9 protein-coding genes are annotated in these 12,003 nt (G+C 62.0%); 8 read left to right on the top strand and 1 reads right to left on the bottom strand.

Going from position 1 to position 12,003, the window contains the following annotated elements; all coding sequences use genetic code 11:
* Nucleotides 1-5 precede the first annotated feature (5 nt).
* From crcB to ABDK11_RS10130, 4 genes are all read left to right on the top strand, one after another.
* A complete protein-coding gene (gene crcB / locus ABDK11_RS10145) occupies nucleotides 6-380 on the top strand; it encodes a fluoride efflux transporter CrcB (RefSeq protein WP_346836391.1) in 375 nt (124 codons plus the stop codon).
* A gap of 56 nt (nucleotides 381-436) precedes the next feature.
* Nucleotides 437-1,726: a serine--tRNA ligase gene (gene serS / locus ABDK11_RS10140; RefSeq protein WP_346836390.1), complete on the top strand. Its 1,290-nt coding sequence runs from the start codon at nucleotides 437-439 to the stop codon at nucleotides 1,724-1,726.
* Between the two features lie 202 nt (nucleotides 1,727-1,928).
* Entirely contained in the window at nucleotides 1,929-3,317 is a 1,389-nt protein-coding gene (gene cysG / locus ABDK11_RS10135; protein WP_346836389.1) for a siroheme synthase CysG, read from the top strand.
* Nucleotides 3,318-3,458: 141 nt separating this feature from the next.
* A complete protein-coding gene (locus tag ABDK11_RS10130) occupies nucleotides 3,459-3,683 on the top strand; it encodes a hypothetical protein (RefSeq protein ID WP_346836388.1) in 225 nt (74 codons plus the stop codon).
* Between the two features lie 43 nt (nucleotides 3,684-3,726).
* Here ABDK11_RS10130 and ABDK11_RS10125 read toward each other — a convergent pair whose 3' ends face one another.
* Nucleotides 3,727-6,090, bottom strand: a complete 2,364-nt coding sequence (locus tag ABDK11_RS10125; RefSeq protein WP_346836387.1) for a penicillin acylase family protein — start codon at nucleotides 6,088-6,090, stop codon at nucleotides 3,727-3,729.
* Between the two features lie 293 nt (nucleotides 6,091-6,383).
* On the opposite strand from ABDK11_RS10125, the gene ABDK11_RS10120 reads away from it, so the two are divergent.
* The 4 genes from ABDK11_RS10120 (at nucleotide 6,384) to ABDK11_RS10105 (ending at nucleotide 11,909) form a co-directional block, all read left to right on the top strand.
* On the top strand, nucleotides 6,384-8,951 hold the full coding sequence (locus ABDK11_RS10120; protein ID WP_346836386.1) for a TonB-dependent receptor: 2,568 nt from the start codon (nucleotides 6,384-6,386) through the stop codon (nucleotides 8,949-8,951).
* A 216-nt stretch (nucleotides 8,952-9,167) separates the two neighbouring features.
* Nucleotides 9,168-10,466, top strand: a complete 1,299-nt coding sequence (gene egtB, locus ABDK11_RS10115) for an ergothioneine biosynthesis protein EgtB (RefSeq protein WP_346840170.1) — start codon at nucleotides 9,168-9,170, stop codon at nucleotides 10,464-10,466.
* Nucleotides 10,463-11,431 carry an L-histidine N(alpha)-methyltransferase gene (egtD, locus tag ABDK11_RS10110; RefSeq protein ID WP_346840169.1) on the top strand — a complete coding sequence of 323 codons (969 nt, stop codon included), beginning with the start codon at nucleotides 10,463-10,465 and terminating at the stop codon, nucleotides 11,429-11,431. Before egtB ends, egtD begins: the two co-directional genes overlap by 4 nt.
* Nucleotides 11,415-11,909 carry a DUF411 domain-containing protein gene (locus ABDK11_RS10105; protein ID WP_346840168.1) on the top strand — a complete coding sequence of 165 codons (495 nt, stop codon included), beginning with the start codon at nucleotides 11,415-11,417 and terminating at the stop codon, nucleotides 11,907-11,909. Before egtD ends, ABDK11_RS10105 begins: the two co-directional genes overlap by 17 nt.
* Nucleotides 11,910-12,003: the final 94 nt, after the last annotated feature.

Genomic DNA, 12,003 nt, shown 5'->3' with positions numbered 1-12,003 from the left:
AATCGATGCAGTGGCTGGCAATCGCCTTCGGCGGCGCAGTGGGGGCGATCATCCGCCACCTGGTAACGATCTGGAGCTTCCCGATTACCGAAGGCCGCTTTCCGCTTGGCACATTGATCGTCAATGTGGTCGGGTCGTGCCTGATCGGTGTCGCCTATGTGCTGATCGCCCAGCGCGCCCTGTTGGGTGAGGAATGGCGGCTGATGCTGATGACCGGCCTGTGCGGCGCACTCACCACTTTCTCCACCTTCTCGCTGGACAGCCTGATCTTGTGGCACAATGGCCAGCCTTTGACGGCACTGGCCTATATCGCAATCAGCCTGATCCTGTGCCTCAGCGCCACCGCTACCACCGTGGCGCTGCTAATGAAGTTTTTTTAACCAATTTCGCGATTTCCGGCCCGCGGGCCCAACCAACCAGCAGTAAGAATACCGAGATGCTCGATCCCAAACTCATTCGCACCCAAATGGACCAAGTTGCCGCGATTTTGAAAAAGCGCGGTATGGAACTGGATACCGCCAAGCTCGAGAACCTCGAAGAGCGCCGCAAGGAGCTGCAGGTACGCACCGAATCCCTGCAGAACGAGCGCAACAGCAAATCCAAGAATATCGGCCGCGCCAAGGCCGCCGGCGAGGATATCGCCCCGCTGCTGAAAGAAGTGGAATCCCTCGGCGGCGAGCTGGACGATGCCAAGCAGCAGCTCTCTGCTCTGCAGGGCGAGCTGGACGCGATCCTGTCCGCGATTCCCAACCTGCTGGATGAATCCGTGCCGGAAGGCGCGAGCGAAGACGACAACGTGGAGGTGCGCCGCTGGGGACAGCCGCGCCAGTTCGATTTCGACATCAAGGATCACGTCGACCTGGGCGCGCAACTGGGTGGACTCGATTTCGAAATGGCCACCAAACTCACTGGCTCGCGCTTTGCGGTAATGACCGGGCAGGTGGCCAAGCTGCACCGCGCCCTGGCGCAGTTCATGCTCGACACGCATATCGAGGAGCACGGCTACCGCGAGGCCAATGTGCCGGTGATCGTCAACCGCGATTCCCTCTACGGCACCTCGCAGCTGCCCAAGTTCGAGGAAGACCTGTTCAAGCTGAACGACGAGCGCGACTTCTACCTGATCCCGACCGCCGAAGTGCCGCTGACCAATTTCTACCGCGATCACATCGTCGAAGACGCGCAGTCGCTGCCGCACAAGTTTGCCGCCCACACCACCTGTTTCCGCTCCGAGGCCGGCTCCCACGGCCGCGATACCCGTGGCATGATTCGCCAGCACCAGTTTGAAAAGGTGGAGCTGGTATGGGCGACACGCCCCGACCAGTCGGAACAGGCACTGGAGACCCTGACCGGAAATGCCGAGACCATCCTGCAGAAACTGAACCTGCCGTATCGCACCGTGGTGCTGTGCGGTGGCGATATCGGTTTTGCCGCGCGCAAGACCTACGATATCGAAGTGTGGATTCCGTCCCAGGACAAATACCGGGAAATCTCTTCCTGCTCGCTCGTCGGCGACTTCCAGGCACGCCGCATGAAGGCCCGCTGGCGCAATCCGGAAACCGGCAAGCCGGAGCTGCTGCACACGCTGAATGGCTCCGGCCTGGCGGTGGGCCGCACCCTCATCGCAGTGCTGGAAAATTACCAGCGCGAAGACGGCAGCATAGAAGTGCCGGAAGTACTGCGCCCCTATATGCGCGGCCAGGAAGTGATCGGCCCGGAATCTGCATAGCATAAAAAGGCGACGAACCTGTCCGGCGCCCGGCGCTGAGGCGCTGACAGCTTCCGAGCGAGACTGCAAACCGGCAGAGGTGCGAACCTCCAGCGCCGCAACGGAGCGGCCGGACCTGACTTAGTCGGAAAAGTGGGGCGAACCTTTGGTTCGCCTTTTTTGTATCCCGGGCGAGCGGTATCAGCCCCAGCGAGTGTACGGCATGCGTTACCTCCCTCTAGCCTTCGACCTCAAAGAGCGCCCCTGTCTATTGGTGGGTGGCGGCGGTATCGCCACGCGCAAGGCGCGCCTGCTGCATAAAGCGGGCGCGCGCCTGTTGGTGCTGGCACCCGAAATCAGCGATGAGCTGCGCCAGCTGGTCAGCGATAGCGGCGGCGAGTATTTCGCGGCGCGCTACCGCGTTGATTTTCTCGACGGTGTTGACCTGGTGATTGCCGCCACCGCCGATGAAAGTGTCAACGCCGCCGTCTCCGCTGATGCCCGCGCCCGGCACCTGCCGGTCAACGCGGTAGATGCACCGGATCTGTGCACCTTTACCTTTCCCTCGGTGGTCGAGCGCGGCCCCATGGCCATCGGCATCAGCAGTGGCGGCGCCGCACCGGTGCTGGCGCGACGCATTCGCGCGCAACTGGAAACGCTGCTGTCGCCGGGCATTGGTGCACTGGCCGAGATGGCCGCACGCATACGCGCGCGGGTCAAGGCGGCGCTGCCGGAGCGCGAGCGCAAGGATTTCTGGGACTGGGTGTTTGCCGGACCGGTGGCGAGCCAGGTGGAAGCCGGCGGTATCGAAGCCGGCGAGCAGACGTTACTTGCCCAGCTGGCCCAGTGGCGTGGCCGCCCGGCTACCCGGGGGGAAGTCTACCTGGTGGGCGGCGGCCCCGGCGATCCGGACCTGCTGACCTTTCGCGCACTGCGCCTGATGCAGCAGGCCGATGTGGTGCTCTACGATCGCCTGGTATCCCCGCAGGTCATGGAGCTGGTGCGCCGCGACGCCGAGCGCATTTACGTAGGCAAGAAAAAAGAATTTCACTCGGTGCCGCAGGACGATATCAACCAGCTGCTGGTGGACCTGGCACGCGAGGGCAAAAAGGTGTTGCGCCTGAAGGGCGGTGACCCGTTTATCTTTGGCCGCGGCGGCGAAGAGATCGACAGAATCGCTGCAGCCGGTATTCCGTTCCAGGTGGTGCCGGGCATTACTGCCGCGTCCGGCTGCGCCAGCTACGCCGGCATCCCGCTCACCCATCGTGATTACTCGCAGTCGGTGCGCTTTATTACCGGTCATTTGAAACAGGGCGAGCTGAAATTGCCGTGGCGGGAACTGGCGGCGTCGGGGCAGACGCTGGTGTTCTATATGGGGCTGACCGGGCTGGAGACCATCTGCCGCCAGCTGATTGCTCACGGCCTGCCGGCGGACACGCCGGCAGCGCTGGTGGAGAAGGGCACCACACCGGAACAGCGGGTAGTGACCGGTGATCTGACCTCACTGCCGCAGCGGGCCGTTTCCGAAGCGGTGGAGGCACCGGCGCTGACGATCATCGGTGGCGTTGTCAGCCTGCACGATAAACTCGCCTGGTACCGCACCCGGCACTGATCACTTTGCGCTGGCGCAGGGTCGCGGGCTTCCACTGCGCTTCACCGGCTGGAGACGAGCGAGCATCTATACTGCAGGGGAAGTCTGCAAGTGGTGCTCACTATGTTGTTGGCGTTGATCCGGTTCTACTGCACTCTTTTTGTGCGGACATTTCAGCCGCGGGAAGATGAAATCCGTCTGCCGGATCCGAACGACGCCCACCGCCGCCGTTACACGCGCCGTTACCGCCTCAAACGCGGCTGGGTCAAGAACCTGTGGATCGGCACTGCGTTGCTGATGCTGTGTTTCCCGTTGCTGCCGGTGGTGCTGGCACTGGGCCTGCTCTCGGCCTTTCTGTCTTTTGCCATTCTCGACGAGACCGCCTAGCCAGCAGGTGGCATTGGCCGCGCGCGACCAACGCACCGTCACCTCAACGCAACGTCAGTTCGTAACGCGTCGCCTGCTTCTCCAGCGGCGACGGATTGCCTTTAACCCAATCCTCATGACCGTTGCCGAAGAAGGGCGACATCGGGTGCGCGCTCTGGCCGGTCGCCATATGGAAGATGGCGCGCTCCTCGTGCCCCGGTGAAACCACCATGCGCTCGGACGCGCCCTTGTCCGGGCCCTGCACCCGCGGCATATGGGTATCGCCGGAAAGCGGCTCGGCCGGCATGGCGGTAAACCAGTTGATGGCGCTCACCGCGCGCGCCAGCGGGTGGTGAATCTGCGCGGTGTTCTGCACCCCCCAGGTCTGTTCGGCCAGCGGACGTCCGTCCTTCGCCATCTCCTGCAACACCTGGTCGAGCGCGGCCATTTTCAGTCCCTGCCACGACTCGTAGTCCGGGTTGAGCAGATTTTTCGGCTCGCGCTCGAGCATCGCCCAGGACGCATATTCGATCTGGCGATTGACCGGGTTGAGGCTAAAGCCCTCCTGGTAACGGCGCATGTAGGTCACCAGCGGCGCCGACGCCAGCTCGATAAACTTCAGGCGGTAATTGCGCACAATGCGGTAGCCGACGGAATCGGCGCTGGCGCGACCGCCCCAGTTCTGCACCTGGGCGCGCACGTCGCGGTAGTTCGCATTGCCGTCGACCAGCTGCATCAGCGCCTGCTGCCAGCGCTGCAGGAATACGGCGCGGTCGTCCAGCTGAATTGCCAGCAGATCCTTTTCGGTGAAGTGATCGCGCGCCATCAGGTCGTCGCGAATCTGCTGCTGGCGCGCGCCGAGTGCGTAACCCTGGTTGCCCATAATCGACAGGAATTTGCCGTCCATGGTGCGTGCGTTGGCGGTCCAGATGCGGTGTGAGGGCGGATCGTAGACGCGCGGCTGCTCGTCTACACCCAGATAGCCGTCCCAGCGGCGGCTGCCGTCGGCCCAGGAAGCGGAGCGGCTGCCATCGAAACCAACCCGCCGCGGAATGGCGCCCGCCACCGTCCAGCCGATATGGCCGTCGCGGTCACCCACCACCAGGTTCTGGTGCGGAATCCCCAGCGCCGGACCGAGGTCCAGCGCTTCTTTCGCACTCTTCACGCCTTCCATGCGCAGCAGGTTGAGGTTGCAGCCCTGGATGTCGTGTGCCACCCAGCGGAACGCCAGCGGGCGGCCCTGGTAATCCTTGCCTACCACCGGGCCCCAGATCGTTTTACGCACCTCCAGGGTGTCGGGCTCCGCGCCCTTCACGGCGATGCGCTCCTCGTCGATATCGAAGTCGCGCCAGCCGTCCGGCGTGCGGTACTGGCTGCCGTCCTCGTTCAGTTCCAGCGGAATCAGGTCGCTCCAGTCGCCGCCGGTATTGGTGAAACCCCAGGCCACCAGGCCGTTGCTGCCGACCACCGCGATCGGACCGCCGGGCAGGGTCGCGCCGCGCTGGTAGCGGTCGGTGCCGGGAATGCGCCAGCTGGCGCGATACCAGATATTCGGCACGGTCAGCCCCAGGTGCATATCGTCGGCGAGGATGGCGCTGCCGTCATCGGTCAGGGCGCCGCCCACGACCCAGTTGTTGCTGCCGATAATCATGTCCTCGCTCGCCATCGGCTGGTAGGCGATGGCGTCGTCACTTTTCAGCAGCGCGGCAACGTCCGTCTGCGGCATGGTCACCGGGCCGCGTGCGTCGCCAATCAACGGCGCATCCCAGCGACCCCCGGCGGGGAAGAAGAAGTGGTAGAGATCGGCCGGCAGCAGCTGTGCCAGTGCCGTGTCGCGCCGTTCGTAGTCGCCGCTGGCGCTCTGCAGTGTGAGGTACATGCTGAACAGGGTCAGCATGCTGTCGGCAGCGGTCCAGGGCTGCGGTTCCTGGCCGAGCAGGGCGTATTCCCACGGTTTGGCTCCGAGATGCTGCAGGCCGTAGTTCACCCCTTTCACGTACTGGGCCAGCAGCTGGCGCTGGGCCGGGGGCATGGCGGCGACATTGCGCTCGGCGCGCTTGCGGAACTGGTGCACGCGCACGGCGCGGTCATGCTTCAGTGCTGCGGGGCCCACGAGTTCCGCCAGCTCACCGGCGGAATTGCGCCGCAACAGGTCCATCTGGAAAAAGCGCTCCTGCGCGTGCAGGAACCCCAGCGCAAAGGCGCTGCTGTTGCGGTCAGTGGAGTCGATCTGCGCCACGCCCTGGGCGTCGCGGCGAATGGTTACCGGCGCCTGCAGCTCACCGGTATCCAACGTGCCCTCCAGAATCGGCAGGCTCTGGCGCATCCACAACCATACGGCGAGCCAGGCTAGCAGCAACAGGGCGGCAACGATGGTGACAATACGGAATAACAGACGGGGAAGGGTAAGGGTGCGTGGCTCGGCCATGGGAACGTCTCAACTGCACATTTATTGTAATCGGTTTAGTTTACCGTGCCATAAGGCAGCAAAAATAGTTACTCAAGGACAAGAATTAGTCACAAAAAATGATTTTCAGTTGAAATAAATGCCAATAGAGTGCACATCAATTATTGCGCGCCACGTAGAACTGACTGGTCACTAGAAAAAAGTCACAACAGGCTTTCCAAGCGGCTCAGGTGATCGTAAGATGGCGCCCAATAACAAAAACAAACACAAATTACATCACGCTTTTCTATAACAACAAACGCGAGGACGCGATGATGCTCGACGCCGATCAGACCGGTAAACACCGGAACTTCCGTTTGACCTTCCTCTCCCAGGCAATCGCTTTTGCCACCGCACTGAGCGGTTCGGCCTATGCTGCCGAAATCGAAGAAGTGGTCGTTACTGCGCAGAAACGCGCCGAAAACCTGCAGGACGTTCCGATCGCCATCTCCGCCTTTACTGGCGACAGTATCAAGAAGATGGGAGCACAGAATCTCACCGACCTGGGTAAAACCACCCCCGGCGTAGAGATGAACAACGACACCACCCTGCAGCCGACCTACAACATCCGCGGCATCCAGACTTCCGACTTCACAGTGGGCTCTGACCCGGCGGTAGCGGTGTATGTCGACGGTGTCTACACCGGCCGCGGTGCCGGCGCCGAAGTGCCGCTGGCGGATATCGAGCGCGTCGAAGTGCTGAAAGGCCCACAGGGGACCCTGTTCGGCCGCAACGCCACCGGTGGTGCGATCCACATCATCACCAAGAAGCCGTTCAACGAAAACCAGGCCGAGGTGAATTTCACCGCCGGCAACTACGGCCGCCTGTCCACCGATGTGATCGTCAACCGCGCGCTGACCGACGACCTGTCGATGCGCGTAACCGCCTCCAGCAACAAGCGCGACGGCTACTACCCGAACGGCGGCAACGGCGCCAATTGGGGCGGCCAGGACACCCAGACTTTCCGCGCGGCGCTGGCCTGGCTGCCGAGCGAGAACACCGAAGTCGTCTGGCGCAATGAATACAACAAGCTGGACCAGAACAGCGCCGTGCGCGTGTCCACTAACAGCGCCCTGTCCTCCGGTGATATGTTCGGCGACGTGAACTTCGATTTCCCCGACCACGAGAAGCGTGACCTGTACGGTTCCTCTCTCACCGTCACGCATGATTTCGACGCCGCTACCCTGACCTCCATCACTGCCTACCGCACCTACAACGCGGTCATTCAGCAGGACGAAGACGGCGAGAACAATCCCGATTACTTCTTCGGTTCGCTCAACGACGACGACGAAAAGTATTTCTCGCAGGAATTCCGCCTGAACGGTGCCACCGATTCGCTCAAGTGGACCCTGGGTGCCTCCTACTCGCAGGAGAAACTGGAGCACACCACCGAGGCCTTCTTCACACCGAGCACCTTCGAGAGCTTTGCGCTGTACACCGCGCTGAAGGAAGATCCGGAATCCCTGATGGCCCTGACGCAGCTGCTGCCGGCCGACATGCAGGGCCCGGTGTCGGCACAACTCGGCCCGCAACTGGCGGCTATTGCGCAGATGGACGACGAGCAGGTTGCCGAGCAGCTGCCGGCGGCGCGGGAAATGCTGCGCGGCTTCGGCCTCGACGGCGTCATGATCGCCAACTTCTTCGGCAACTATATGCTGCCGGGTCTGGTTCAGCAGGCCACCATCAACGGCACCATGCCGCAGTTTATCGGTAGCTTCGACTGCGGCGGGCAACTCGCGTCCGGCGATCAGATGGCTCTGCGGCAGTGCCTGATGATGGGTGCCAGCGCGTTCGTGCAGGGTAAAGACCCGAGCTGGCGCGAGAGCGTGAAGAACACCGGTGACTACCGCTCCGCAGCCGTCTATGGCGATGCCACCTGGTCAATTACCGACGCCCTCGACCTGACCATGGGCCTGCGTTACACCCAGGACAAGAAAGACTTCTCCATCGATACCGCTTACCAGAACGAGCTGTACGGCATTCCGTTCGGTATCGCCTTCTTCAGCGGCGGCAAGCCGATGATTTCCGAGACGCCTTCCGATACCTGGTCCGACCTGTCTGGCCGCGCAGTCCTGAACTACCGCTGGAATGACAGCGTCATGACCTACCTGTCCTGGGCCAACGGCTTCAAGGCGGGCGGCTTCAACAGCCTGAACTACGGCGCCAATATCGAAAACTCTTTCGACCAGGAAAACGTCACCAATATCGAAGCGGGCCTGAAGTCCAACCTACTCGACAACCGCCTGCAGCTGAACGCCGCGCTGTTCAGCTACCAGTACGACAACCTGCAGGAGCTGAGTCTGATCGGTTTCCCGATCCCCAGCTACAACCTGCGTAACGCCGATGCCGAAGGCAAGGGCGGCGAACTGGAAGTGCTGTGGGCGGCCACCGATGGCCTGCTGATCGGCGGCAACTACTCGCACCTGGAAACCGAGTACACCCGCTACCAGGTGATCACTGCCGCCGGCGAGACCGCCGCGGACGACCGCACTGGCCAGCCGCGCGTCGGCACCCCGGAGGACAAGTTCAACCTGATGGCGGAATACACCATCGACCTGAATTCCGGCGCCAACGTGGTATTGCGCGGTGATTACAACTGGACCGGCGAGCGTGTCGGCACCATCACCGATGCTTCCCTGGTGATTCCGGATTACCAGCTGCTGAATGCGCGCATGTCCTTCAATAGCGCAGATGACCGCTACACAGTATCCGGCTGGGTTCAGAACGTTACTGACGAGGAAGTGGTGGGCAGCTACGGCGGCCCAGGTGAAGCCATCGGTTCCAATACCGGGTGGCGTTTCGCGCCGCGCACCGTTGGTGCCGACGTTACCGTACGCTTCTGATATACTGTTCGAACTGGCGGGCCGGTAATCCGGGCCGCCGACACTGACACCACGTCAGTGATGATGAGAATGGGGTCGGCTCTGCCGGCCCTTTTTTTATGCCATTCTGAATAGCCGTGTATTACGACGCCAATTGCCCGCGTAACGCTGGCAAAGTCATAGGATTCCCACCAAAACTGCGTATCATCAATTGAAATACAACGCAGTCACCGACCTATGACGACACTGGCCGGAAAGGTAGACGGAGAGGTAGATACAGACAGCCACGCGGAACTGCTCGCCCGCTACCTGCGCATCCGTTCGCAGACGGAGCGCCTGGTGGATCCGCTATCGGCTGAGGACATGCAGCTGCAGTCGATGGCCGACGCCAGCCCGAGCAAGTGGCATCTGGCGCACACCAGCTGGTTTTTCGAGACATTCCTGCTGCGCCCCAATGTGGCCGACTACCGCCCCTACGATCCCGACTTCCACCACCTGTTCAATTCCTACTACAACAGCCTCGGCACACCGTTCCAACGCCCACAGCGCGGCCTGTTATCGCGCCCCGACCTGGAGTCGGTATTCGCCTACCGCGACAGCATTGACCGCCAGATGGTGGAGCTGCTCGAGGCGGGGTTCTTGCCCGCGTCAATCGGAAAGCTGGTTGCCCTGGGGCTCAATCACGAGCAGCAACACCAGGAACTGCTGCTGACCGATATCAAACACGCCTTTTCCATCAACCCGATACTGCCGGCCTACAGCGACACCCGCGGCGACGACGACCCGGCTGAAACTGCGGCACCGCTGTCGTGGCTGCCAATCGCCGGCGGGATACAGCGTATCGGCAGCGAGGGCGAGCATTTCTATTTCGACAACGAGGGCCCGGCGCACGAGCAGCTGCTACAGGATTTCTGTATCGCCTCGCGCCTGGCCACCAATGGGGAGTACCTCGAGTTTATCCGCGACGGTGGCTACCGCGAGCCACGCCTGTGGCTGTCCGACGGCTGGGCGCAACTGCAACGCGAGAAGCGCGAATCGCCGCTGTACTGGCAGCAGAGGGAAGGGCAGTGGTACCAGTTCACCCTTGCCGGCCTGGAGCCGTTATGTCACGGGGAGCCCGCCTGCCACCTCAGTTTCTACGAAGCGGACGCCTTCGCGACCTGGGCCGGGAAACGCCTGCCGACGGAATTCGAATGGGAAGTGGCCGCCTGCCAGCTGCGCCGACCGGATCAGCTCGCCGGCGCCAACCTGCTGGAAAAAGGCAACTTCCGTCCACTGGCTGCCGGCCCCCAGCAGCAGTTTCTCGGCGACCTGTGGGAGTGGACATCGAGCGCCTACCTGCCGTACCCCGGCTTCAGGCCCAGCGCCGATGCCGTAGGCGAATACAACGGCAAATTCATGTGCAACCAGAAGGTGCTGCGCGGCGGTTCCTGTGTGACCCCGGCGGACCATGTCCGCATCAGCTACCGCAACTTCTTCTATCCGCACCAGAACTGGCAATTTACCGGCATTCGCCTGGCAGGAGACACCCTATGAACCTGGCCGTGAAACCACCGCACGCGCACAACCGTGAAACTGCCGAATTTCTGTCTGATGTGCGCGAAGGCCTGCGGCGTACACAGAAAACCCTGCCGTGCAAATACCTTTACGACGAGAGCGGTTCGAAACTGTTCGAGCAGATCTGCGAGCTGCATGACTACTACCTGACCCGTACCGAAGCGGCAATTTTTTCCAACCACCTGCCGGAAATGACCACCGCCATCGGCGCGCACGCGCTGATCATCGAACCCGGTGCCGGCAATTGCGAAAAAGCCCGGCCACTGCTCGCGCAGCTGCGGGATCCCGCCGGCTATATGCCGATGGATATCTCGCCGGAAATCCTGCTGGCCGCCAAGGCAGATATACAGGCACACCTGCCAGCGCTGGCGATCACCGCAGCTGTGGGCGACTTCACCAGCCCGCAAGTGTGGCAGACACTCGAGCGTCCCCCCGCGGAAAAGCAGGTCATTTTCTTTCCCGGCTCCACCATTGGCAATTTCGATCCGCAGCAGGCTCGGCAACTGCTGCAATCTTTCGCCGAGCAGTTACGTCCCGGTGACGGCCTGCTGATTGGCGCCGACCTGGACAAGGACGCCGTCGTGCTCGAGCGGGCCTACCACGACAGCGAACACGTCACCGCCCAATTCAACAAGAACCTGCTGGTGCGCATCAACCGGGAACTGGGCGGTGATTTTGACCTGTCGCGGTTTGCCCATCGCGCTTTCTACCATCCGCTGCGCCAGCGGGTGGAAATGCACCTGGTCAGTCTGTGCGCACAGACAGTCACGATTGCCGGACAGCCGTTCAGTTTTCGCGACGGCGAGACCATTCATACCGAAAACAGCCATAAATACCCGCTCGAGGACTTCCGCCAACTGCTCGCGAATACCGGTTTTAGAGCGGTGAACTACTGGAGCGATCCCGAGCAATATTACGCGGTGCACTATGCGGAAGTTCTATAAACCCAGCGTCGCCACCGCAGTCTTGGTGCTGTTGCTGGCGGCCTTCCCCGTACTGGCAGATAACGATGTCGGAAAACAGGGCGACAATGCGCTTGTCGTGTACAAAAACCCGCTGTGTTTCTGTTGCAGGAAATGGATGGCGCACCTGCACAAGGCCGGCATCCGGACTCGCACGGACAACAGCGTGCATATGGGCGAGATCAAGGGGCAGTGGGGCGTACCCGCAGGGATGCAGAGTTGCCACACCGCGGTGTGGCAGCAGAAGTATGTGTTCGAGGGCCATGTTCCGGCGCGCCTGATTCGCCAGTACCTGAGCGATCCACCCGAGGGCAGTTTCGGGCTCACGGTACCGGGAATGCCCAAGGGCAGCCCCGGCATGGACGACGGCGGTGAGTTTGAACCCTACAATGTGTACCTGCTGATGCGCGGTGGCGACTACCGCTTCTACACCCGCGTGACCGAGCGCGAATCCCGCTAAGGCATGTCGCGCGGCCCGGCGCTCATACCCGGGCCAAACCGCGCTATGGCAGGTATCGCAGTGCCATCAAACAAGCCGCTTTACAGACAGAACA

Origin of the sequence: Microbulbifer sp. SAOS-129_SWC (assembly GCF_039696035.1) — a bacterium.
Taxonomy (GTDB): Bacteria; Pseudomonadota; Gammaproteobacteria; order Pseudomonadales; family Cellvibrionaceae; genus Microbulbifer.
Note: the sequence above shows the minus strand (reverse complement) of the source record. Positions and strands in the feature narration are given on the sequence as shown.

Coding starts and splice junctions, on each gene's coding strand:
- cysG (WP_346836389.1), top strand. CDS start 1,929: ATGCGTTACCTCCCTCTAGCCTTCGACCTCAAAGAGCGCCCCTGTCTA.
- ABDK11_RS10105 (WP_346840168.1), top strand. CDS start 11,415: ATGCGGAAGTTCTATAAACCCAGCGTCGCCACCGCAGTCTTGGTGCTG.
- egtB (WP_346840170.1), top strand. CDS start 9,168: ATGACGACACTGGCCGGAAAGGTAGACGGAGAGGTAGATACAGACAGC.
- ABDK11_RS10120 (WP_346836386.1), top strand. CDS start 6,384: ATGCTCGACGCCGATCAGACCGGTAAACACCGGAACTTCCGTTTGACC.
- crcB (WP_346836391.1), top strand. CDS start 6: ATGCAGTGGCTGGCAATCGCCTTCGGCGGCGCAGTGGGGGCGATCATC.
- egtD (WP_346840169.1), top strand. CDS start 10,463: ATGAACCTGGCCGTGAAACCACCGCACGCGCACAACCGTGAAACTGCC.
- serS (WP_346836390.1), top strand. CDS start 437: ATGCTCGATCCCAAACTCATTCGCACCCAAATGGACCAAGTTGCCGCG.
- ABDK11_RS10125 (WP_346836387.1), bottom strand. CDS start 6,090: ATGGCCGAGCCACGCACCCTTACCCTTCCCCGTCTGTTATTCCGTATT.